Consider the following 24,520-nt stretch of genomic DNA (forward strand, 5'->3'; position numbering starts at 1 on the left):
AATTCTTTGCACTACTTTTATTATAAACCTAATAAGTATAAAGAGTTTTTATTATATGAATTATAATGCAACGATAGAGGAAGAAAACAAAGAAATAGCAAATAGGTATAAAAACTTATTAAAAGGTACATATCAAACGTTATCAGAAAATGATAAAAAATTGATACGTAAAGCTTTTGATATTGCTGTAGAAGCACATTCTGAACAACGTAGAAAATCAGGTGAACCTTATATTTACCATCCTATTTCTGTGGCAAAAATCGTTGCTGATGAAATAGGTTTAGGAGCCACTTCTATTGCTGCTGCCCTACTTCATGATGTTGTGGAAGACACCCACTATACAATTGATGATATGGAACGCTTGTTTGGTGAAAAAATTGCTCGTATTGTTAGCGGACTCACTAAAATTTCTAATTTAAAAAAGGATCAAGATTTCTCTATACAAGCAGAGAATTTTAGAAAAATGTTACTTACCCTGAATGATGATGTCCGAGTAATACTGATTAAAATAGCTGATAGGTTACACAATATGCAAACTATGGACTCTATGCCACCTCACAAGCAGGTGAAAATAGCATCTGAAACCTTGTATATCTACGCACCATTAGCTCACCGTTTAGGACTTTATAACATAAAAACTGAGTTGGAAGACCTAGGGTTAAAATATACCGAACCCGATGTTTATAAGGATATTTTAATTAAAATTAAAGATAGTAAAGAAGATCAACAAAAATATATTGATAGCTTTACTAGTGTTTTAAATGAAGCCTTAAATAAAGAAGGCTTTAATTATGAAATAAAAGGACGTTTTAAATCTATTTTTTCTATCCGCAGAAAAATGCGTAAGCAAAACGTAACTTTTGATGAAGTGTACGATAAGTTTGCGATTCGTATTATTTACAAACCTACTTCTGACGATGAAAAGTTCGATGCTTGGAAAATATACTCTATAGTTACTGATTTTTTTAAACCAAACCCTGCCAGATTAAGAGATTGGATTTCACAACCAAAATCAACAGGATATGAAGCATTACACATAACAGTAATTGGACCTCAAGCTAAATGGGTTGAAGTTCAAATTCGTTCTGAAAGAATGGATGAAATTGCTGAAAAAGGTTATGCTGCCCACTTTAAATACAAGCAAGGCTCTGTAAAAGAAAATGGCTTAGAAGGATGGTTAAATCGTTTAAAAGAAAGTTTAGAAAACCAGAGTTTAGACGCTGTAGACTTTGTTGAAGACTTTAAATTGAATCTTTATGCTAAAGAAATTTATGTATTTACTCCAAAAGGAGACCTAAAATCACTTCCTAAAGGAGCTTCAGCATTAGACTTTGCCTTTTCTGTACATACCGATGTTGGATTAAAGTGTCGTGGAGCCAAAGTAAACGGAAAATTAGTGCCATTAAGTCACGAATTAAAAAGTGGAGATCAGGTAGAAGTGCTTACCGCCTCTAACAACAAACCTAATGTGCGTTGGTTAGACTTTGTTATTACAGCTAGAGCGCGTGCTAAAATAAAATCAGCTTTAAAAGCAGAAGAAAAGAAAATAGCAGAAGAAGGAAAAGCTATTTTACAACGAAAACTACGTCATTTAAAAATTAACTCAAATGAAAAAGTTATTCATGAGTTAGCTAGTTATTTCGGCTTAAAAACTAGTTTCGATTTATTTTATCGAGTTGGTAATGGCGCTATAGACAATACACAACTTAAGGAGTTTATTGCTCAAAGAAGTAACCGTATTATGGGCTTTATTAAAAGTACCTTTAGACGTTCTCCTTCAAAAGAAATATCCGAAAAAGAAGAGGTTACTAATAAATATGATGCCTTAGTTTTTGGTAAAGAAGAACAAACATTAGATTATACTCTGGCAAAATGCTGTTCACCTATTCCTGGCGATAAAGTTTTTGGTTTTGTAACTATTAACGAAGGAATTAAGGTACATAAAAACGATTGTCCTAATGCTATTTCGCTACAGTCAAACTATGCCTACAGAATTATGCCTGCGAAGTGGATTGATTCTACCAAGCAAGAGTTTACAGTTATTTTACACCTTTCTGGTATTGATAATAAAGGAATTGTTAACAACATTACCAAAATAATTTCTAATAGTATGGATGTGTTTATTCATAGTATAAATATTTCTGGAGATAATGGTGTGTTTGAAGGAAAGCTATCGTTAAGTGTAAAAAATAAAACCCAACTTGATAAATTAATTAATAACATGAAACAAGTAGAAGGCCTTCAAAAAGTTGAGCGTGTTAATACTTTGTAAATTTCGTTTTTAACATTCTTGTATTTTATCAAGAAATAAACGTAAATTTGTCCTTTCGTAAAATTTAAAAATAAATGAGTAATTCAGCCGAAAATCAAGAAATTGTAAAAAAAGTATTCACTTCTTTCTTAGAAGAGAATAAACACCGTAAAACACCAGAACGTTACGCTATTTTACAAGAGATTTACGATGCTGAAGAACATTTTGACATAGAATCTTTATACATTAAGATGAAAAATAAAAACTATCGTGTTAGTAGAGCTACACTTTACAATACGATAGATTTATTGTTAGACTGTGGATTGGTTCGTAAACATCAATTTGAAGGGCAATCAATGGCGCGCTACGAAAAAAGTTACTTCGATAAAAATCACGATCATGTAATACTTACAGATAGTGGCGAAGTAAAAGAATTTTGCGACCCCCGAATTCAAATTATCAAAAAAACAATTGAAGATGTTTTTGATATAGATATTCATAACCACTCACTTTATTTCTACGGAACAAAAAGAAACAACAAATAAAAACACACTTAACAACACACTAAATGGCAGTAGATTTATTACTCGGACTACAATGGGGAGACGAGGGAAAAGGTAAGATTGTAGACGTTTTAACAAAAAACTACGATATAATTGCACGTTTTCAAGGAGGTCCAAATGCTGGTCACACGCTAATTTTTGACGGAAACAAGCATGTACTACATACTATTCCATCTGGAATTTTTCATAAAACAGCTTTAAATGTAGTAGGTAACGGAGTGGTTATTGACCCTGTTATCTTTCAAAAAGAATTAGAGAATTTAGATACGCATAACATTGATTATACTTCTAAATTATTAATTTCTCGAAAAGCGCACTTGATTTTACCAACGCACCGATTATTAGACGCAGCTTCTGAAACTTCAAAAGGAAAAGCTAAAATAGGATCTACATTAAAAGGAATTGGACCAACATACATGGACAAAACTGGTAGAAATGGAATGCGTGTGGGTGATTTAGAATTAGACAACTGGAAAGAAAAATATAGAGCTTTAACTGAAAAGCACTTAAGTATGTTAGCATACTTTGATGTTCAAATCGATTATGATTTAGACGAGTTAGAAGCTGAATTTTCTAGAGGAATTGAAAAATTAAAAACATTACAGTTTATTGATTCTGAAGAATTTTTAAACAGCGCTATTAAAGAAGGTAAAACTATTTTAGCTGAAGGAGCTCAAGGATCGTTATTAGATATCGATTTTGGAACATATCCTTTCGTAACTTCTTCAAATACCACTGCTGCTGGTGCTTGTACTGGTTTAGGAGTTGCTCCTAATAGAATTGGTGAAGTTTTCGGTATTTTTAAAGCATACACTACTCGTGTAGGTTCTGGACCTTTCCCAACAGAGTTATTTGACGAAGACGGAGCTACTATGGCAGAAGTTGGTCATGAGTTTGGAGCTACAACTGGACGTGCTCGTCGTTGTGGATGGTTAGATTTAGTTGCGTTAAAATATGCTGTTGATGTAAACGGTGTTACACAATTAATGATGATGAAAGGTGATGTTTTATCTGGTTTTGACACTTTAAAAGTTTGTACTTCTTACAATTACAAAGGTGAAGAAATTTCTCATTTACCTTATAATATTGAACCAGAAAACGTAAGTGTAAACTATACTGAATTCAAAGGTTGGGAAGATGATTTAACAAAAATGAATTCTTCTGATGAATTACCTCAAAACTTATTAAATTACATCTCGTTTATTGAAAAAGAAACGGGTGTACCTGTAAAAATAGTTTCAGTAGGACCTGATAGAAAACAAACAATTAATAGATAAAAATTTAAAGGAGCTCAATTGAGCTCCTTTTTTATGATGATAAAAGAATATTTAGAAAATATCACTACTCAATTTAAATCATATAAAGAAGTAGCTGATAAAGCGATTGCCCAACTAGAAGAAAAAGACGTACACTGGAAATACAATGAAGAAAGCAATAGTATAGCTGCTATTATTGTGCATGTATCAGAAAATATGTTGTCGCGTTGGACAGATTTTTTTACTTCTGATGGAGAAAAAGAATGGAGAGATAGAGATGCTGAGTTTGAAACTCATGATTTATCAAAAAAAGAATTGATAGCTCAATGGGAAAAAGGATGGGATTCCCTTTTTTCAGCGTTAGATTCATTAAATGAAGAAAACTTCAATCAACCTATACTTATAAGAAATAAACAAGTTAAGTTAATTGAAAGCATTACAAGGCAAATAGCTCATTACCCTTATCACATTGGTCAAATAGCCTATATTGGTAAAATGATTTTAAATGACAAATGGCAAACGGCTTCGATTGGCAAAGGAAAGTCTAAAGAGTTTATACAGACTCAATTTGACAAAAACAAATAAAAAAAACGTCTTTTAGGAATTTCTAAAAGACGTTTTTAATTAGAAAACATGGCAGCTAATTTTTTACTGTTTCCAAAATACTTGCTACTGTTTCTTTGTTATCTACCCCCAAACCTTCTTGTTGATGCACTAACTCTCCTTCTGGGTTAAATACACTTATAATATTTGAGTGTGAAAAATCTAATGGAGAAATTTGTTTGTATTTCACAGCTAGTACATTCGCAAACTCTCTAACTGATTCTTCTGTGCCTTGTAAAAAAGTCCAATGCTCATCATCCATAAAGTTTTCTTTCGCAAAAGCCTTTAATCGTTCTGGGGTATCGTTTTTAGGGTCTATACTAATTAAAACGTATTGTAAGTCTTCGTTATATTCTTTAGGTATTTTAGCCTCAATATTACGCATATCAGCAACCAATCTTGGGCAAGCAGCTTTACATGTAGTATAAATCATTACCATTACCAAAGTTTTCCCTCTTAAATCTTCTAAATGAATCCTTTTATTCTCTTCAGTTTTCCATTCTGATGTTAAATTGAATATAGAACTTTCAGAAATATCAGTAGCTAGTTCTTTAGCATCATTTTGATTCTTTTGTGCTAAATCCATTTTACAAACAGGGCAACTCCCTCCTTCTCCATACATTTTATCTCCCTCACAAAGCATAGGACATTCATATACAGTTGCCAAATTCGTATTGTTTTTCTCTTTTTTACAAGAACTTAATAACGTAATTGAAAAAAGAAATATCATTATATATTTTACTACTTTCATTGTGCTGTATTTTTATCTTTTACACATCTAAAACCTAAGTTTCGCATTGTGTATTTAGCTTTTAAACTTCCACGGGTAGCATAGCGCATAAAAGCTGCATAATTCATTAAATCTGTCGACCCAATTGCTGCACTACCGCAGAATAAATTACTATCATTATCAACATCTTTTCTAGATTCTCCTGACACTAATACCGAATTAAAATCGGATGTCCATTCCCAAACTAAGCCATGCATATCATACACTCCCCAATAGTTTTTAAAAGTTGAACCTATAATATTATTAAATGTTCTTGGTTTTTCATACCATCCTAAAATGTATTCATTGTATGTTTTTAAGGTTCTTGCATCTGCTAATTTTTGATTAGCCATTCCTACATATTCCCATTCATCAACTGTAGGCAAACGTTTTCCTTTATTTTCACAATAACATTTGGCTGCAAACCATGAAATATTGGTAACCGGTGATTTTAATTTAAGATTACCTCCTATTTCAGTATCATTTTTCCAATTAATAAGGTAACTTTTATCTGCAAACAGCTTAATTACTTTAGATTTTCTCCATTTTGGATTTTCTTTTACAAACTGTAAAAAGTCTTCATTAGTTACAGGATGTACATCCATAAAAAAATCTTGAATAGTTACTCTTGCTGAATCTCTTCCGTACAAAGGAATATAATCACCTCCTTTAATGGGAACCATTTTAGATTGACAATTCATATTGGAAATGCCTAAGAAAAATATACAAATTGTCAATCTTAAAATAGTTTTCATTTCTTTTAATTTAGAGTTTAACTATGCTTTTAGTGAGCACTTCTTACTTCTAATACAGTATTTACACTAACATTTGTTTTATTGTTATCCCAAGAATTGTAAACATAAGTAAGAACATCTGCTACTTCTTGATCGTTTAAAGCTTGTTTGGTCATTACACTATTATACTTTTGACCATTTACTGTTATTTCTCCTGTTTTACCGTGTAAAACAATATCAATAGCTCTCTTAACGTCAGCATTTAAATAATCTGATTTTGCTAAAGGAGGAAATGCATTTGGAATTCCTTCTCCGTTCGCTTGGTGACATGCAAAGCAGGTTTTTGTATAAATTTGTTTTCCGTCTGCTATTTTTTGTGCTAATGATTTATCTTGTGGTTTTGCTACAACCTCTTCTTCTTTACCATTAGGCATTTCTTGAATAGTACCTCCTTCAGGATTGTAAATTCCCTCTTGTTTTACTCCTGAATAAATTTTCTTTTTCTCTTCACCTTTTACTTTCAACATTCCTAAAGCTCCTTTGTTAAAAGCTCTAAAAATAGCATGGTCTACTAAAATAAACGTCCCAGGAACATCTACTTTAAAATCCACAATAGCAGCCCCACCTGCTGGTATTGATGTTGTTTGTACATCTTTATTAATTACAGAACCTCCTTCAATATGAACATTGTCAAAAATTTCACCAATTACGTGAAAAGACGACGTTAAATTAGGTCCACCATTACCAACAAATAAACGTACTGTTTCTCCTACATTAGCAGTAATTGCATTATCACCCGTTAAAGCTCCTACGCTTCCGTTAAACACTACATAATCGGCATCTTCTTTTACTGCTTTTCTCATATCAAAAGCCTGTAAACCTGGTTCTCCATTCTCTCCCTTTGTATAGAAATCACCTTGCATAATATAGTATTCTTTATCTACTTTTGGTAGTCCTCCTTCTGGTTCCACTAAAATTAAACCATACATTCCGTTAGCAATATGCATTCCTACAGGCGCAGTAGCACAGTGATACACATATAACCCAGGGTTTAAAGCTTTAAATGAAAATGTTTTTTCATGACCAGGAGCTACAAAAGAAGAAGTTGCTCCTCCACCTGGACCTGTTACTGCATGTAAATCAATATTATGAGGTAATCTATTATCTGGGTGATTTGATAGTGTAAATTCTACTTCATCTCCTACTCTAGTTCTTATAAAACTTCCTGGAACTGAACCACCAAACGTCCAGTACACATATTCTACACCATCTGTCATAGTTCCTTCTTTTTCAAGAATCTCCATGTTTACTAGTAACTTTTTAGCAGTTCTGTTACCTACAGGCACTGGAACATGAGGTGGAGCTGTTAATTCTGCTTCTATAGTTCCTTTAATTGCTATACCTGAAGCATCTTTCATGGCTAAGCCTTCAGGTTTTTCATTTTTACAGCTTGTTATTAAAAACATAGCTGCTAAAATCATTGAAATTGTTTTCACTTGTTTCATTTCTCTCTATTGATGTAGTTATTAATACCTTTTTAATAAAAGACTTTTTTATCTTTTATTAAACAAAACTACTAACAGAAAAGCTTATGAAATATGATTTTTATCATGAAAACAAAAAAGGAGCTTTTAGCCCCTTTTTAATTATTTATCTTTTAAAATTTCTTCACCAAATTGGCTACACAGCTCCAAGGTTTCATTAATATCTCCCATTGTCGTTTTAGGGTTAATCAAACACATTCTAAGCACTACCTGTTTATTCAATATAGTAGTTACTAAAAACGCTTCTCTAGAGTCCATTATCTTTTGAGAAATTTTCTGATTTAATTTATCAATTTCTTTTTCTGATAAATTCAACCCGATAGGGTTATATCTAAAATTAATTACTGCTAAGGTTGCAGGAGAAATAATTTCCCAGTCTCTACTCTTACGTAACATTTTCTCTACATCATCAGCTAATTGAATGTTGTAAGTAACAGCTTCTTTAAAAGCGTCTAACCCATAAGTTTTAATAGACATATAAAACTTTAGTGCTCTAAAACGTCTTGTTAACTGAATTCCATAGTCGTAAAAATTAATTTCCGATTCGTTTCCTTCAATGTCTCTTAAGTACTCTGGTTTTTCGCTAAAAGTACCACTTAACCAAGAAGCGTCTTTTACTAACAAACAACCAATTTCATAAGGTTGATAAAACCATTTATGCGGATCTACAGTAAGAGAATCAGCTCTTTCAATTCCACGCAAAGCTTTTGCTCCTTTTTTTGATAAAATAGCTGCTCCACCATATGCCCCATCAATATGGAACCATAAATTTTCTTCTTCACAAATATCTGCTATTTCATCTAAAGGGTCTACAGTACCAGTATTTGTAGTTCCTGCAGAAGCGATATAACAAAACGGTTGTAACCCTTCTAATCGGTCTTTTGCAATCGCATTTTTTAGTTTGTTAATACTAATTCTAAACTCTAAATCAGTGGGTAAAACTCTAATTTGCTCTTTTTTAAATCCTAAAACACGAATTGCTTTAATATTTGAAGAGTGTGCCTGATCTGACAAATAAATTATGGCTTTAGAAAAATCATCACCACATTTTAAACGTCTAGCAGTAACCAAAGCTGTTAAGTTTGCCATAGAACCACCACTGGTAAAAATTCCTCCTCCTTTTTCAACAGGGAAATTATACATTTTTAGTAACCAGTTCATTGTTACAATTTCTAACTCAGCTGCTGCAGGAGAAACCATCCATCCACCAGAAAAAATATTGAATCCTGTTGCCAAACTATCTGCCATAGTACTAATAAAGTTACTAGGCCCTGGTACAAATGAATATGCTTTAGGGTGAGAAATAACGGTACTATTAGGTATTACATTATCCATCACAAAATCTAACACTTTATCAGCAGGCATACCAGCATTTGGAGCTTCTTGTAAGAAAATACTGTCCATTTCTTTTCTAGAGGCACTGGCTACAGGCTTTTTTTGCTCTAACGTAGCCCAATGTTCTGCAATTATATCAACAATTTTATATCCGTAAGATTTCATCTCTTCTTTTGATAAATCAAAATGAGCGCTCATATCTTTATAATTTTTTAATTTGTTACAAAATTAACCATTTACTAAGTGACAATCTTTTATTTATCTTGATAATTTTATTTCTTTATTAAGATTTTAGCATGTTCTTTTCATTATTTTTGTGCATTAAATCGTATTATTTTGAAAAAACTATTCCTATTAATTTTTATATTATTCTCTGTTGTAAGTTTTTCTCAAACAAAAAAAATAAAAATACTTTCTACTGAAATAAGTACTGCTGATGAAAGTAAATATCCAGGAGCTACTATACTGATAGGAAAAGTTAAAATGTCACACGAAGGGGCTACTCTAGACTGTAAAAGAGCATTACTTTATAAAGACAAAAATTTATTTAAAGCTATTGGTGAAGTAATTATTGAGCAAGGAGATAGTATTATTCAATACAGTGATTTTGCTACCTATAACGGAAACACTAAAAAGGCAAAATCTTGGGGAAATGTAGAAATTAATGATAAAGAAATGACGCTAAAAACTGATACGCTTCATTTTGATAGAATTAATCAAATATTATACTACCCAAACGGAGGAACTATCCGTGATACAAAAAACACTCTAAAAAGTGTAAAAGGAACTTATCTATTAAGAGAAAAAAAGTTTACTGCTAAAACAAAAGTAACAGTTGTAAACCCTGAAAATCATTTAGAATCTAACCATTTAGATTATTATACCAATACTAACTTAGCTTATTTATACGGGCCAAGTACCATTACTAATTTAAAAGATAGTACTAAAGTATATTCTGAAAGAGGTTTTTACGATACGAATACCGATGTTTCTTACTTTGTTAAACGCGCAAAATTGTTCTTAAAAGAACGAACCGTTTCTGCTGATAGCTTGTACTACGATAAACGTAACGGTTTTGCCTCAGCAACCAACAATATAAAAGTAGTTGATACCGTTCAAAATATGGTAGCTAAAGGAAATTATGCTGAGTTATATGAACTCAAAGATTCTTTGTTTATAATTGATAGAGCCGTTGCTATTTCTGTATTTGAAAAAGACTCTATGCATGTTGCGGGTGATAAAATTTTATTAACCGGTAAACCTGAAAAACGAATTGCTAGAATTTTTAACAACGTAAAAATATTCAAGTCCGATTTACAGGGTAAATGTGACTCCATTCATACAAGTCAAGAAACAGGATTAACTAGAATGTTTAACAGACCTATCCTGTGGTCTAATAATAGCCAAATAACAGGTGACAGTATTCAGTTAGTATCTAATAAAGAAACAAATAAACTTGACTCTTTAAAGGTTTTACAAAATGGTTTTATGATTCAACAAGACTCCGTTCATACAGAAAACTTTAATCAAATTAAAGGAAGAAATATTTATGGAAAGTTTGAAAAAGGAGAATTAAGAACAATGTTAGTTAAGGGTAATGCTGAGTCTTTATACTACAGTAATAACGAAAAAACACAAGAATTAGAAACTATCACAAAAGAAATTGCAAGTGATATTGAGTTTATTTTAGAAGATGGAGAAATAACACAAACTAAATACTTTAAAAAATCTGAAGGAAAAACTTTTCCTCCTTCTGAATTTCCTTCTGACGAAAAAAAATTTAAAGGCTTTTTATGGCGAGGAGATGAACAGCCCCTAACTGTTGAAGATATTTTTTTGAAAGACGCTACTTCTACCGTTCCTTCAAAAAGAAAAAAACAACCTGATGTTGTTAAAGAAGCTAGGGAACAGTTTATTGAAGAAACTTCAAAAAATGAAAAAGAACAAGAAAAGCTAAAACTTAAAAAATTAAAATAATTTCTGTGAAAGACGATTTTTTTAAATACCAAGGTCAAACCACACCTCACCCATTAGCTATTGAAATTTCACATGCCAAAGGAAGTTATATTTATGATAGCAACGGAAAAGCGATGTTAGATTTTGTTGCAGGAGTTTCTGCAAATAGTTTAGGACATAATCACCCTAAAGTAAACGAAGCCATAAAAAATCAATTAGAGCAGTATACACATGTAATGGTGTATGGTGAGTTTATACAAAAACCACAATTAGAATTGTGTAAAGCCTTGGCTGCTACCTTACCTCCTAACCTTTCGTCTGTTTATCTGGTAAATTCTGGTACCGAAGCTACCGAAGGTGCTTTAAAGTTAGCCAAACGATTTACGGGTAGAAGTGAAATTATTGCGGCTAAAAATGCGTATCACGGAAATACACAAGGTGCTATGAGTGTATGTGGTGCAGAACAACAAAACCGTGCATTTCGTCCGTTAGTTCCAGGAAGTAAGTTTATTGAATACAACAACGAAATAGATTTAGAAAAAATCAATACCAATACAGCGGGTGTTATCCTTGAAACTATTCAAGGTGGTGCAGGATTTATCGAACCTAAAAATAATTATTTAGCAAAAGTAAAACAACGTTGTGAAGAAGTTGGCGCCTTGTTAATTTTAGATGAAATTCAATCAGGAGTTGGACGTACAGGGAAATTTTGGGGATTTGAAAATTATAACGTCACTCCAGATATTATTATCACGGGTAAAGGTTTAGGTGGCGGAATGCCTATCGGCGCTTTTATTGCTTCTTTTGAGATAATGAACTGTTTAAAAGAGCACCCGAAATTAGGACATATTACTACGTTTGGCGGACATCCTGTAATTGCGAGTGCTGGTTTAGCTACGGTACAAGAAATCACTTCCTCTAACTTAATGGAAGAAGCCTTACGAAAAGAAAAAATTATTCGCGATGCCTTTAAAAATCACCCTGCTGTTAAAGAAATTAGAGGAAAAGGATTGATGCTTGCTTTATTAGTAGATACTCCTGAAGCTGCCTCACAAGTAATTTTAAACTGTTTAGATAAAGGATTGATTTTATTCTGGTTACTTTTTGAAGGAAGAGCCATTCGTATTACGCCTCCACTAACTATTTCTGATGAAGAACTAGAAAAAGGATGTGATCTTATTGTAAGTGAGTTGGATAAATTGTAGTTTATCAATAATTCAAACATCTTAAAATAGATAGTTAAAAAAGAAATAGTAACTTTGAATGACTGGATTAGTGCTTTTCATAGGATACAATGTTGTACTGCGTTTTTATTTCACTATTTCTTTAAATCTCTTTATTAGTCTCTTGTATGAGTTTGGTAAATTCTGGTGCGGTAAGTTTGATATGACGTGTAACAATAAATCTAATTTCTTAAGACTCCCTTCGAAATTCGTCAATAGGTTATTAGTGTTCCTATCCGCAACTGGAATATTCAGACGGTTATAAATCAAGTTTCTTGCTGTCGTAGAACCTACTAAGTCCATTTCCATATTGTACTTCATACATAATACATCAAATTCTAATGTAAGGTCTAATGCACGACTATGATTAGATGTCAATAAACCCTCTATCTGTGTTCTTTTATTTTGATTATTTAGAATTTCAGGTATTAAAGGTTCATTATTGTATGTGTTACGGTAGTTGAAAAACCCATTCCCATATCGACTATTAGCTTTACTGCCGTTTTGGTAGTCAAAGAAAAAATCTTTGTCGATTATCATAGTTTTTGGAATTTTTAAATCTCTTAAAAGATAGAATGCATACTTTAAGGATGATATTCCACTAAGTTCCAAGACCGAAATACCGTGTCTTTCTATTACTATATTTTTTAGTTTCAATAAATTTCTAAATACCTCAGAGTCTGTTGGACTTTCTGTCACTATAACGTGGTTGGCAAAAAAGAATTCTGAATTACGAAATTTATGAAACTTGTCATATTGTAGTGTTTGCAGATTATAATTCTGCCAAAATTGAGAATTCAATTGATGAATGGTAGTTTTAAAACTTCTCTTTACGTCTTTTTCCTTTCTTACTAAGACTATTTTAGTATGGTCCAATTCATCTATCAGTACCGTTGAATGAGTAGTGAATATTAGCTGTAAATCATTGTTATTTGTTTCATCCAAGAGAGCAAATATTAACTCTTTTTGGGCTTGTGGATGTAGATTGATTTCAGGCTCTTCAATTCCTATTATGAAGTTTGTATGATTTAACTTGGCTAAATATCTATATATTGAAATAGCTACAAGGCTTTGAATTCCACTTCCGCATTCTTCCAATTTAAAATTTTGCTCTTCTTCAACAATTTTGATTGCTAAATCATTAATGAATAGTTCATAATTCAAAGGAAATCTGCTGTCTATTTCTACACTAAACCCCTTTTTGGCTAAGTACATATCCTCAATGCCTTTGGATACTTTGCTTAAAGCGTTCTTTTTGAAATATTTGAAAGCGTCTTTTACTTTTGGACTTAACGTGTCTCTTTTTGCAGTATGTGTTGAAAAGAAATTATCCAAAAGTTTTTTTAAAATTGTTATTTCGTCCTGTCCTTTATATTTCGCTCCACGTTCTGTTGGTATTAAAACAAATTGAACATCACTAAACAATTCTTTCACAAAATCTTCGGTAGCAATTTGAAAATTATTGTTGTTTTTTATTAAATACTCTAATCTGTTTCTTTGTTTGTTGAATTCTTGTTTAACGCAAATCTGTCCATTATTTAAGAAAGGATTGTAAACTGCTTTATTAGGAACGGATTCAAAATCAATTGTGATTCTTGGAACAGCTCTTTTGGTTGTATACAAATTGGTTCCATCTATAAAATGATGAATTTCAGCATTTGGATTAAAGAAAGAATTTAAAGCTCTCATTAAAGCTGATTTTCCTGAATTATTCTGTCCAACTATTGCCGTAACTTGATTAAAATGAAATTTTCCGTTCTCAACTGAACGGAATTTAGATATATGAACTTCCTTTATTTTCATTTTTCGTTAAATGCAGTACAACGGGTTTGTGTAAGGAAAGTTGCATGGTTTAAGCACTAAATTTAGTAAATAAAACACAAACTAAGAAAATCCGCGAGGATTTTCGTAAGTAAGCTTTTACCAGCAATTTTTTTTACACGGTGTTAACAACAGTTTTTATTTTATATCGAGAAAGTCTAAATATTCTTGATAATTATATATAATATTTTGATTGTTTGTACTAAATGCAGATTTAATCATTGCTTTATCTGATGTTACAAAAATCATTTTTGATGAATTTATTGTGTTTTGACCAGTATAATACATCATATGTATGTCCCAAATATAATTAGAGTTTTTTTCAATATTGAAATTATTTTGAGCAACCTTTTTGAAAACATTTTTTTGTAGGTTAATAGGTTCAGGAAAGGTTTTTATAAATTCCTCAGCCATTGGCTCTAATTCTTTTAAAGTCAGTATTCTGGTGTTGTTCTCTGCATTTAATAATAAATTTGTAAGATGCAACATTGCAGATGCTATTTCTATAGAAGTTTTTTTGCTTTCAATTTGTTTTATAATTGCATTCCTTTTGTTCTTATCTGATTTGAATATATTATTTCCATTTGAATTAGGGTCAATTTGTTTAAAGAAATTCGTAATTGATTCTGTAAAACCTTTTTCCCCTTCTTCAATATGTTTTTTGTTAAGTGAAAGGTTTTTTTCTAATTTTAAAAAAGTCTCAAAGTATGGTTTTTTTGCAATATTAAAAGCCATTTGTCCGATTGCTTTTTGAGTTTCTATTTTCATTTGAATTTCTTGTTGAAAGAAACTCTTTCCGATAAGCAACTCAGGAGATGGTATTGCTTCGTAATTTTCTGTTGTTCCGCTATGATGATATAATGCCTTTAATGATTGAATTATATATTTCCTATTAGTCCAATTTTTATGGTTTATATGTGCTAATAGTTCTTTAGCAACAATTGGATTAAATAATGGAGATATGTCCTTTTTATTTTCAGCAAATTTTATTTTGTTAAGTAATCTACTTAATTGTTTATTGGTTTTATTTCTACTTAAATTTCTATAAAAATTTGTATCAAGTATTACTTTGAACATAGTTTGGTTATTGTTGTTAACTTGTTTATATAGATGTAAAACACATCGTTATACACCTGTTTTTATAGGTTTATAGTTGTATTTTATGTTTGTTTATACTCTTACGAACTTACTAATAATAATTTAATTTTCTTACGGAATACCATAAGCTCAGCTATTTAGATACTAAAAGTAGTTTTAGTTGTTATTAACGACCTCTGATACCTTATTTAGAAAATCAAAAACCAAGTTGACACACTTTATTAAATACTTCCAAAAATAAGTTGACACACTTTATTGAATACTCCCGACACACTTTATTGAATACTCCCGTTATTGGGTCGCTAACATCACGGCATGCTCCGTTAACACTACGGCACGGGTCGCTGATATCACGGCATGCTCCGTTAACACCACGGCATGGGTCGCTGATATCACGGCATGCTCCGTTAACACCACGGCACGGGTCGCTGATATCAAGGCATGCTCCGAAGACACTACGGCACGGGTCGCTAATATCACGGCACGCTCCGAAGACACCGCGGCATGGGTCGCTGATATCACGGCGTGCTCCGTTAACACCAAGGCACGGGTCGCTGATATCACGGCATGCTCCGAAGACACCACGGCATGGGTCGCTAATATCACGGCATGCTCCGAAGACACTACGGCATGGGTCGCTGATATCACGGCATGCTCCGAAGACACCACGGCACGGGTCGCTGATATCACGGCGTGCTCCGTTAACACCAAGGCACGGGTCGCTGATATCACGGCGTGCTCCGTTAACACCACGGCACGGGTCGCTAATATCACGGCATGCTCCGTTAACACCACGGCATGGGTCGCTGATATCACGGCGTGCTCCGAAGACACCACGGCATGGATCGCTAATATCACGGCATCCTCCGAAGACACTACGGCATGGGTCGCTGATATCACGGCACGATTAGTTAATGCTTTTCTCTACTATGTTATTATTTTTTTCTTAGGATATAAGCTAAAGGTATTTTCATTGTTTTTTATAACATAATTTATGCACTTAATTCAATGTTAAACAACAAAAGATATATCATTCCTTTTCTAGCTGTAACTCCGGCTTCTTTTATTGGTACAACAAATAATCTCACTCAAAAAAAACCATAAAACACTGATAATTAACACTTTTTTATTATTTTAGTTCGCGAAAAATAAAAAAGCTATGTCTAAAAAACCAGTTGTAACTCTAGGTAGTAATCACCAATGTCCAATGTGTAGTGGGTCTACACCTCATGTTGGAGGACCTGTTACCCAAGGAGAGCAAAATATTTTAATTAACGGTAAACCTGTGGCAACTATTGGTAGCATGTGTACATGTAACGCAGGTATAGATACTATAGTCACTGGAAACCCAAGTATTCTTGCTAATGGTAAACCTATAGCATGTATAGGTGATATGACTGCACATGGGGGAGCTATTACTTCTGGAGAGAATAATGTTCTTGTTAGTAGTAGCTCACCACAATCAACTGTAGTGATGCCTATTGATCAAATTCCATTTCCTGATGTTAGTTTTAAAGATAGAATTGGAGCAGCATTAACAGGCAATTCAAAAAAACTAAAGCAAGCTGAAAAAAATCAACAAAAAATAAAAGAACTTGCTGAGCAACAAGAGCAAGAAAAAAAAGAAAAAGAGCTCCCAAAACTACAAGGTGAAATTATTTTTATAAATGGTTATTTAAGTGACTTTAAAACAAACAGCGAATCACACTGGAATGCTATAATGGATTTAAACCCTGATAAACCTGGTTGGTTTACCTCAAGAGGTGAAAACACTAATGAATATAAACGTACTGATCATGATGATTATTATACTGCCGAACAACGTGAAAAAGACCTGCACAAAAGTAAATTTAGAAAAATAGTTGAAGAAAAGTTTAGAAATCCTAATACGTTAATTTTTAAAACTCCCGAAAGTAAATATTATGGTTACTGGAATGATATCGCTAATGACTACAAAGCTACAGAAACCTACGCCAAATACTTTAATGCAGATGGTAGAGTGCACTACATAAATGGTTCACATGGGCTAGGAAGTAGCGGAGCACATAGAGTTGATCATGGTATTGCTTTAGGCTATGAATGGGCCCGTTATAATTGGAAACTCATCAAAAAAGAAAAGGTTGATGCAAAAAAAGAAGAAAAACCCGAAATAGAAAGCTATTCTCCGCATTATAAACCCGTAACTATTGTTGGTCATAGTCAAGGTGCGTGTATGGCAGCAGGTGTAAAACTAGGGGTTATTAAATATGCTAACGAAATGGGATGGAAAAAAGTAGCCATAAATACTATTTTTTTAGGAGTGCATCAACCTAAAGGGTTATATGGGAAAAACTACGATAGTCTTATTAAGAAAAAAACACAAGAGTACATGGTTTACAAAAATGCTGTACTTAGAGGAAAAAATGAAGATAGCGGGCATAAATTTTTAAGTGCAATTTCTGAATTATATAGTCCTAAATATAAAAAGGTTTTTAACAAACGAGGTTTATTTGAACATGTAAAAGCTATTTGTTACGATTGGAACGCTTATAAAAGTAGAGCTCTACAATTTACTTTTCCAAACGACAGAGGTGATTTAGTAACTATAGATGGAGATATACCAGAAATAAAAAGTGCCTGTCATCCTAAAAGGGATAAAACGTTATTTAGTGCTGAATATTTTCATAAACAAGATAGTATTCCTTCATATTACCAAACACAACAAAATAAAAAAATCATTGATTTGTCTATGTATGGAGCTGAAAGTGGCTATGTAGTTATTCCTCCTTATGTAGCTGAAGAACGTTACGATTACGATGCTATAGAAAAGTTAGACTCCCCCACTATAAATCAACAAATGCACGGTGTACATTGGAAAGGTTATAGTAGAGTAGCCATACGTTGGGGTGTAGCTATGAATGCCTTTAAACTAGCTAAATCAAGCTATCAAGAGTATACTAACCATAAATTTACCGCAGACGCTGTTGGTGATCTTTTAATTGGGACTTATACGTTTATAGAAAACAATCATAAAAAAATAACGTTATACAAAAAACTAATTGCTAATTATAAAAACAAAACGATTAAAACTAACCTTACTAATTTGTTTGAAGGACATTTTAAAACTCCTATTAAAATACCAAAACATTTAACTCGTAAATGGAGGTATTCTAGCGACGAAAAGTATGCTATCATTCTATATAATTTAGCCTATGTAACTTATCAAAATATGCTACTACAATACGCTCCCTTACAAAGTGCTGATTTATATGCTCACTTTGCTCCCGTGGGGCATATTTTACACACAAAATTATTACAAGACAATAGTGGTAGTTTTAATGATCAGTACGGTAATACTTCTATATTTGAACGTATAAAGAATGCTGGAAAAGATAAATTCTATAGAATGGAATACAAGAAAAATTCATTTGATAATCAAGAAGTTGAGGATTTAAGCGAAGAAGAAAAAAGAAAGCAAGAAAAAAACTATGTAGAGGGAACGAAAGAAGGGAAAAAACATTTAATAGACTCTTCAATAACAAAAACTGATTATATAAACTATGTAATTAAAGCCTATGTTAAAGGTGAAAGAAAATATGAAAGCAAATTATATGATGAAAGTAAAAATAAAAATTAGCACTATTTGTTTGCTTTTGTTAACCAGTTGTAATTATTTAAAAAAGAAAAAGGCTATACAAAAAATGGAAAAAGAATATACAGAATATCAAGATTTACATAAGCATCAAGGAACAGAAAATTATGATGTAATTACTTTATTTAATGAAAATTCTATAATAAAAGAGAAATTAGTTGAACGAAAACAGCAATTTTTATCTATAATAAATAGAGACCAAAAATTAAAAAAATCTAATAGAATGAAAATAGGTTTTTTTGGAAATTTAAAAGGAGAGGGTTATACTGGAGAGACGTTGAAAGATGGAACCATGTGGTCTATAAGTGAATACAATAACTGGTTATTAAATGGAGATAACAAAAGGTTTAAATACATAGATCCTTTTTCTGACAGAGAAATAGAAAACCCATATGAATTCGAAAATAAGGAAAAAGATTTTAAAAAATGGTTAGTAAAATTTAAAGAATATTATAATAAAGCTAATTATGTATATATATGGATGAGCTATTACTATTTTAAAGTTGAAGGAAAGTGGTATATGATGAAAGATGACTTAGAAAAAAGCCCTATTGATTTCAGAGAACAATACCCTTCCAAAATAGCTCCCGAAGAAGTACGTATGGTAAAAATTCCTGAAGTCTTTGATAACTTATTAGAAAACAAAACCCTACAATTAGCTGAATATGTAGAAATGGACAAACAAAAAAGTAGTGGTTTAAACCCTATTAGTTTTTCCTCTGGTTATTACATGTTCGAATTACATTTACCACAAGGGGATATCTTAAAATTTAGACGTTATAGTGCCATGGGGTTTAATGCTGATATGAATATATATCAAATACCTAAAGAATTAGGTGGTAGCGACGAAGTTTTTTTTATAGAACAATTACCAAGACAAACTTATCCTGATAAATCCTTTGCTGGTTTTTATGCCATACGACCTAAAAATTACAAAGAATTACCTGAATACAAAGCCTATTTAGAAAAAGAGAAAAAGTAATCAATAGTATATTAAATCCAAAGTAACCTAAAAAATGAGAACAATAATTACACAATTTTTACTGTTGTATTTACTGTCTAGTAATATTTCTTATTCACAAGAATTACACACTAGAAATACCAATTGGAAAAAAGAAAATTTAAAAAAACATGTTAAGTCTTATATAGAAATTAGTAATGTAGCAATAAAAAAAAATGGAAACATCATTCAATCTCTAGAGAAAACTAATTCATCAGGAAAAGAGAAATTTGTATTTAATAAACAAGGAAGCTTAACGGAAAGATCTTTTTACCGTTATTCATCTAAAGTTCCATATCGCCAGTGGACATTTAATTATGATAAACAAGGAAATCAAATAAAATTTAGAGAGTGCGAAATTAACATTCAACTTCCAGAAAAATGTATTACTTCAAAATTCGTTTACAAAAAAACAGGCAATCAAACAGAAATTAAACTATATGAAATTAGAGAGTTTTTCCCTGAAGCTGATGATGGTGAATATGTACATAAAAAATGGATTTATACTTATAATACAAAAGGGTATTTGATAAAGGCAGAAGAATATTTGGGCAAAAAAAAAATTAAAAGAAATAATATCTTACACCTATGATAGTGAAAGTAATTTAATAGAAGAAAACCACGTTTATAATAGAAAAGAACATTCTACAAACACTTATAAATATGATAGAAAAAGCAATGTTGTAGAACAAAAATATTGGTGCGAGGATAAAGATTTAAATAAAACAATTACTTATTCTTACGATGATAAAGGTAATGTAATAGCAGAAATTTTTAGTTCTTACACAGGTAATAAAATTTATAAAAAAAACACTTATAAATACAAATATGACAGAAATGAAAATTGGAAAGAACGTATAAAATATAAAAACAGTGTTCCAATACAGGTTTCAAAACGAATTTATAAATATTTTGATTAACTTCTTTGTATTACACACCTAAGAAACACGTTTTTATTTAGCTTTAATTGATTGTATTCTGGCTCCTTTTCGAAGGAAGAGTCATTCGTATCACACCTCTCCTAACCGTTTCTGACGAAGAAATTGAAAAAGGATGTTTATGTTAAGTGAGTTGGATAAGTTGTAGTTAAATTTACTTGTTTTTTGCCACAGTACTTTGTTGTAGCACGTTTTTATATTTGTATTGTTACTTTATATTTATTTTTTTCAGAACATTCGGTTGTACTGAAACTCTTTGCTTTTCTCCTTCCATTAACACATTCTATAACTTCTGAAATTTTATTTTCAGTCAATTCAGTTTTTGAGTCAATTTGGTAAATCTGTAATTCTTGTCCTAATCCAAGTTTAATTTTAAAGTCAGTTGTTGAGTCTTCCTTAATTTTGATTTCAGTTTTGAATTGGTCAAATCCTATGTAATTAATTTCAATCGAATATTCTCCAGAAGGCAATTCCACTTTTATATTTCCGTCAAAGTCTGCTTGTAATTCTTTCCTTAAAGTACTGTCTTGGGAAATGATTTTGATAGAAACACCTGACATCGGATTATTAAGTTTGTCTAAAATTTGCCCGCTTAATTCCGTTTTTTTTGAGTTTTCTACTGTTATGATTTTAATCTCGTTATTGTCATCTTCGTTTTGAAATGAAAAAATGTATTGAAAGCCGTATTCTTTAGTTTTATCAATATTATTCAGTTTCCAATTTTGTGAAAATAAACTGAACGAAATGATATAAAAGGTTAAAGTTATTATATGTTTCATCGGTTTTCTCAAATGTGCTACAACTTGTTTATATAGATGTAAAATACATCGTTATACACCTGTTTTGGTAGGTTTATAGTTGTGTTTTATGTTTGTTTATACTTTTACGAACTTACTAATAATAATTTAATTTTATTACGGAATACCATAAGCTCAACTATTTAGAGACTTAGCTTTGGGTCGCTGATATCACGGCGTGCTCCGAAGACACCACGGCATGTTCCGAAGACACCACGGCATGGGTCGCTGATGTTATTCTTCTTATTTTTTTGCAAAAAGATTGTGTTATGTGTACTATCCAAATATTTTTTTTAACAAAAAAACAACAACTTTTCTTGTTTTTTACAACATAATGTATACATTTGGCTCAATGTTAAACAACAAAAGACATATCATTTCTATTCCAGCTGTAACTACGGCTTCTTTTGTTGGCACAACAACTACAATTATTATTACAACCCTTTAGGGGTTATTTTTCTACATATCATTTCCGTATATATTTATTTTTTCAAAAGACTTGAAAACAGATAAATAGCTTAAAAAATCTTATTTTTAATTTATTATTCATTTTAAAATGAACGTTTTAAAATTTGGTGGTTCCTCAGTAGCCAACCCTCAAAACATAGAAAAAGTAGTACAAATCATTGCCAATGCCTCTGTAAACAGTCCACTTATTGTAGTGGTTTCTGCTTTTGGTAAAACAACAAATAAACTTATTACATCGGCAGAACAAGCTGCTGAAAACAATGCTAATTATCTTGAAAACTACCAAGAAGTTGAACAAGTACATTTTGAAGTAATTGAAAAATTAGTCCCTGAAAATCAGCAAGAAGAGGTTAAAACCTATATAGCATCGCTTTTTAAGCAACTAAAAACCTTGTTAGGAGGTTGTTTGTTACTAAACGAAATTACTCCTAAAACACTCGCTACCATTAGTGGTTTTGGGGAATTGTTATCTTCATACATTATTGCAGGTATAGCCAGTAAAGAACTGGATGTCGTATATAAAGACAGTAGAGAGTTAATCATCACTTCCAATGCCTTTGATAAAGCACAAGTTGATTTTCAACGAACCAACGCCAATTGTAAAACTTATTTTACCAATAATAAGCACCAAGTAACTTTGTTACCTGGATTTATAGCTCGTACAAAAGAAGGGAAATCAACTACTTTAGGACGTGGAGGTTCCGATTATTCTGCAGCTATTTATGCGGCTGCTGTAAATGCTAATGAATTGCAAATATGGACAGATGTTAGTGGAATGTACACTGCAAACCCGCATATGGTAAAGCAGGCATTTCCTATTCCACATATTTCGTATCAAGAAGCCATGGAATTGTCGCATTTTGGAGCAAAAGTTATCTACCCTCCTACCATTCAACCAGTGTTGGAAAAAGAAATTCCTATCCGTATAAAAAACACGTTTGAACCAGAAAGTGTAGGTACTCTTATTTCAAAAATTACCGAAAACGGAAAACCTGTAAAAGGAATTTCTCATATCGAGAATATTACGCTATTAACCTTAGAAGGAAGTGGCATGGTAGGTGTTTCTGGCATTTCTAAACGCTTATTCGAAACGTTATCGACACACAATATCAATGTGGTGTTAATTACGCAAGCTTCTTCTGAACACTCTATTTGTGTAGGGATTTATGATGAAGATGCTGAAAAAGCAGCTCTAAAAATCAATGAAGCATTTGCCTTTGAAATAGAGCGTCATAAAATAGATCCGATTATTGTAGAACAAGGGTTGGCAATTATTGCTTTAGTAGGTGATAAAATGAGAAATCATCAAGGTTTGAGCGGACAAATGTTCAGTTCTTTAGGCAAAAACAACGTAAATATTCGTGCCATTGCCCAAGGTGCTTCGGAAAAAAATATTTCTGCTGTTATCAATAGTTCAGATGCCAAAAAAGCATTAAATACGCTACACGAACAGTTCTTTGAAGAGAATATAAAGCAATTAAACTTGTTTGTTACGGGTGTAGGAAATGTTGGGGAACGCTTTTTAGCACAAATCCACCAGCAGAAAAAATACTTAAAAGAACAGTTAAAACTGAATGTACGTGTTGTAGGGATTTCCAATTCTAAACAAATGATTTTTGATGAAGGTGGTATCAGCTTAAAATCATGGAAAGAACAATTGCAAAATGGAGAAACGAGTTCTTTAGAACGTTTTTTCCAAAGAACAAAAGCGTTGAACCTTCGTAATTCAGTTTTTATTGATAATACAGCCAATCAAAAAGTTTCTGAAATATACGAACACTATTTAGCCAACAATATAGGGGTGGTTACTTGTAATAAAATAGCCTGTGCTTCTGAACTCAACAATTATAAAAAGTTAAAACACATTTCACGAAAATACAGTGCACCATTTTTATTTGAAACCAATGTGGGTGCTGGTTTACCTATTATTGATACGCTTAAAAACTTAATTGCTTCTGGTGATCGAGTGCATAAAATACAAGCGGTGTTATCGGGTTCTTTAAACTTTGTTTTCAATAATTTTAATGAGAATACTTCATTTCACAGTGTCGTACGACAAGCACAAGAACAAGGATACACCGAACCAGATCCTAAAATTGATTTGAGCGGTGTTGATGTAGCTCGAAAAATATTAATTCTTGCACGTGAAAGTGGTTATGAACTAGAACTTTCAGATATTGAAAACAATGCTTTTTTACCTGAAAAGAGTTTAAAAACTACTAATAATGATGATTTTTATGCTTCTTTAACTGAATTTGAGGCACAATTTCAACAAGTATATAAAGAAGCTGCCGATAAAAATTGTCGTTTAAAATATGTTGCTGAATTCAATAATGGAAAAGCGTGTGTTGGCCTACAACACATTCCGTTTGATCATCCTTTTTATAATTTAGAGGGTAGCGACAACATTGTCTTGTTTTTTACAGATAGATATCCTGTAAATCCGCTACAAATAAAAGGAGCAGGTGCAGGTGCTGAAGTAACTGCTTCTGGAATTTTTGCTGATGTCATACGAATTGGAAATAATATATAA

At 31.9% G+C, this 24,520-nt stretch carries 17 protein-coding genes; 10 read left to right on the plus strand and 7 right to left on the minus strand.

The features are described 5' to 3' along the window. Positions 1-55: 55 nt before the first annotated feature. The 4 genes from Q4517_RS08730 to Q4517_RS08745 all read left to right on the plus strand — a co-directional run bounded on the left by Q4517_RS08730 (position 56) and on the right by Q4517_RS08745 (position 4,655). Positions 56-2,272 carry a bifunctional (p)ppGpp synthetase/guanosine-3',5'-bis(diphosphate) 3'-pyrophosphohydrolase gene (locus tag Q4517_RS08730; RefSeq protein WP_303508140.1) on the plus strand — a complete coding sequence of 739 codons (2,217 nt, stop codon included), beginning with the start codon at positions 56-58 and terminating at the stop codon, positions 2,270-2,272. Positions 2,273-2,346: 74 nt separating this feature from the next. Then, on the plus strand, positions 2,347-2,796 hold the full coding sequence (locus Q4517_RS08735) for a Fur family transcriptional regulator (protein ID WP_115901602.1): 450 nt from the start codon (positions 2,347-2,349) through the stop codon (positions 2,794-2,796). Positions 2,797-2,819: 23 nt separating this feature from the next. After that, entirely contained in the window at positions 2,820-4,091 is a 1,272-nt protein-coding gene (locus Q4517_RS08740) for an adenylosuccinate synthase (RefSeq protein WP_303508141.1), read from the plus strand. Between the two features lie 33 nt (positions 4,092-4,124). Further along, positions 4,125-4,655, plus strand: a complete 531-nt coding sequence (locus Q4517_RS08745) for a DUF1572 family protein (protein ID WP_303508142.1) — start codon at positions 4,125-4,127, stop codon at positions 4,653-4,655. Positions 4,656-4,710: 55 nt separating this feature from the next. On the opposite strand, the gene Q4517_RS08750 is transcribed toward Q4517_RS08745, so the two are convergent. The 4 genes from Q4517_RS08750 to Q4517_RS08765 all read right to left on the minus strand — a co-directional run bounded on the left by Q4517_RS08750 (position 4,711) and on the right by Q4517_RS08765 (position 9,253). Then, entirely contained in the window at positions 4,711-5,424 is a 714-nt protein-coding gene (locus tag Q4517_RS08750) for an SCO family protein (protein WP_303508143.1), read from the minus strand. Beyond that, complete coding sequence (locus Q4517_RS08755; protein ID WP_303508144.1) at positions 5,421-6,197, minus strand: formylglycine-generating enzyme family protein; 777 nt, start codon at positions 6,195-6,197, stop codon at positions 5,421-5,423. Before Q4517_RS08755 ends, Q4517_RS08750 begins: the two co-directional genes overlap by 4 nt. A gap of 29 nt (positions 6,198-6,226) precedes the next feature. Further along, positions 6,227-7,681 (minus strand): copper-containing nitrite reductase, encoded by a 1,455-nt coding sequence (nirK, locus tag Q4517_RS08760; protein WP_303508145.1) that lies wholly within the window; start codon positions 7,679-7,681, stop codon positions 6,227-6,229. Between the two features lie 141 nt (positions 7,682-7,822). Further along, positions 7,823-9,253: an aspartate aminotransferase family protein gene (locus Q4517_RS08765; protein WP_303508146.1), complete on the minus strand. Its 1,431-nt coding sequence runs from the start codon at positions 9,251-9,253 to the stop codon at positions 7,823-7,825. Between the two features lie 138 nt (positions 9,254-9,391). Here Q4517_RS08765 and Q4517_RS08770 point away from each other — a divergent pair, with 138 nt between their 5' ends. Together Q4517_RS08770 and Q4517_RS08775 are read left to right on the plus strand one after the other, a co-directional pair. Next, the gene (locus Q4517_RS08770; protein WP_303508147.1) at positions 9,392-11,032 is read left to right on the plus strand and encodes an OstA-like protein; all 1,641 of its coding nucleotides are present in this window, start codon (positions 9,392-9,394) and stop codon (positions 11,030-11,032) included. Positions 11,033-11,037: 5 nt separating this feature from the next. Beyond that, on the plus strand, positions 11,038-12,216 hold the full coding sequence (locus tag Q4517_RS08775) for an aspartate aminotransferase family protein (protein ID WP_303508148.1): 1,179 nt from the start codon (positions 11,038-11,040) through the stop codon (positions 12,214-12,216). 105 nt (positions 12,217-12,321) lie between these two features. On the opposite strand, the gene Q4517_RS08780 is transcribed toward Q4517_RS08775, so the two are convergent. After that, positions 12,322-14,037, minus strand: a complete 1,716-nt coding sequence (locus Q4517_RS08780; protein ID WP_303508149.1) for an AAA family ATPase — start codon at positions 14,035-14,037, stop codon at positions 12,322-12,324. 156 nt (positions 14,038-14,193) lie between these two features. Continuing rightward, on the minus strand, positions 14,194-15,132 hold the full coding sequence (locus tag Q4517_RS08785) for a hypothetical protein (RefSeq protein ID WP_303508150.1): 939 nt from the start codon (positions 15,130-15,132) through the stop codon (positions 14,194-14,196). 1,180 nt (positions 15,133-16,312) lie between these two features. Between Q4517_RS08785 and Q4517_RS08790 the strand changes: the two genes are divergently transcribed. From Q4517_RS08790 to Q4517_RS08800, 3 genes are all read left to right on the plus strand, one after another. Then, on the plus strand, positions 16,313-18,769 hold the full coding sequence (locus Q4517_RS08790; protein WP_303508151.1) for a PAAR domain-containing protein: 2,457 nt from the start codon (positions 16,313-16,315) through the stop codon (positions 18,767-18,769). A 64-nt stretch (positions 18,770-18,833) separates the two neighbouring features. Then, the gene (locus tag Q4517_RS08795) at positions 18,834-19,766 is read left to right on the plus strand and encodes a hypothetical protein (RefSeq protein ID WP_303508152.1); all 933 of its coding nucleotides are present in this window, start codon (positions 18,834-18,836) and stop codon (positions 19,764-19,766) included. A 34-nt stretch (positions 19,767-19,800) separates the two neighbouring features. Further along, positions 19,801-20,376, plus strand: a complete 576-nt coding sequence (locus Q4517_RS08800; protein WP_303508153.1) for a hypothetical protein — start codon at positions 19,801-19,803, stop codon at positions 20,374-20,376. 540 nt (positions 20,377-20,916) lie between these two features. On the opposite strand, the gene Q4517_RS08805 is transcribed toward Q4517_RS08800, so the two are convergent. Further along, entirely contained in the window at positions 20,917-21,501 is a 585-nt protein-coding gene (locus tag Q4517_RS08805) for a carboxypeptidase-like regulatory domain-containing protein (protein WP_303508154.1), read from the minus strand. 574 nt (positions 21,502-22,075) lie between these two features. On the opposite strand from Q4517_RS08805, the gene thrA reads away from it, so the two are divergent. Further along, complete coding sequence (thrA, locus tag Q4517_RS08810) at positions 22,076-24,520, plus strand: bifunctional aspartate kinase/homoserine dehydrogenase I (protein ID WP_303508156.1); 2,445 nt, start codon at positions 22,076-22,078, stop codon at positions 24,518-24,520.

The organism is Tenacibaculum sp. 1_MG-2023 (assembly GCF_030547425.1).
In the GTDB taxonomy this organism is placed as follows: Bacteria; Bacteroidota; Bacteroidia; order Flavobacteriales; family Flavobacteriaceae; genus Polaribacter.

Excerpts from the sequence above, each read along its gene's own strand:
- Q4517_RS08730 (WP_303508140.1), top strand. The coding sequence starts at position 56 with ATGAATTATAATGCAACGATAGAGGAAGAAAACAAAGAAATAGCAAAT.
- Q4517_RS08735 (WP_115901602.1), top strand. The coding sequence starts at position 2,347 with ATGAGTAATTCAGCCGAAAATCAAGAAATTGTAAAAAAAGTATTCACT.
- Q4517_RS08740 (WP_303508141.1), top strand. The coding sequence starts at position 2,820 with ATGGCAGTAGATTTATTACTCGGACTACAATGGGGAGACGAGGGAAAA.
- Q4517_RS08745 (WP_303508142.1), top strand. The coding sequence starts at position 4,125 with ATGATGATAAAAGAATATTTAGAAAATATCACTACTCAATTTAAATCA.
- Q4517_RS08750 (WP_303508143.1), bottom strand. The coding sequence starts at position 5,424 with ATGAAAGTAGTAAAATATATAATGATATTTCTTTTTTCAATTACGTTA.
- Q4517_RS08755 (WP_303508144.1), bottom strand. The coding sequence starts at position 6,197 with ATGAAAACTATTTTAAGATTGACAATTTGTATATTTTTCTTAGGCATT.
- nirK (WP_303508145.1), bottom strand. The coding sequence starts at position 7,681 with ATGAAACAAGTGAAAACAATTTCAATGATTTTAGCAGCTATGTTTTTA.
- Q4517_RS08765 (WP_303508146.1), bottom strand. The coding sequence starts at position 9,253 with ATGAGCGCTCATTTTGATTTATCAAAAGAAGAGATGAAATCTTACGGA.
- Q4517_RS08780 (WP_303508149.1), bottom strand. The coding sequence starts at position 14,037 with ATGAAAATAAAGGAAGTTCATATATCTAAATTCCGTTCAGTTGAGAAC.
- Q4517_RS08785 (WP_303508150.1), bottom strand. The coding sequence starts at position 15,132 with ATGTTCAAAGTAATACTTGATACAAATTTTTATAGAAATTTAAGTAGA.
- Q4517_RS08790 (WP_303508151.1), top strand. The coding sequence starts at position 16,313 with ATGTCTAAAAAACCAGTTGTAACTCTAGGTAGTAATCACCAATGTCCA.
- Q4517_RS08795 (WP_303508152.1), top strand. The coding sequence starts at position 18,834 with ATGGAAAAAGAATATACAGAATATCAAGATTTACATAAGCATCAAGGA.
- Q4517_RS08800 (WP_303508153.1), top strand. The coding sequence starts at position 19,801 with ATGAGAACAATAATTACACAATTTTTACTGTTGTATTTACTGTCTAGT.
- Q4517_RS08805 (WP_303508154.1), bottom strand. The coding sequence starts at position 21,501 with ATGAAACATATAATAACTTTAACCTTTTATATCATTTCGTTCAGTTTA.
- thrA (WP_303508156.1), top strand. The coding sequence starts at position 22,076 with ATGAACGTTTTAAAATTTGGTGGTTCCTCAGTAGCCAACCCTCAAAAC.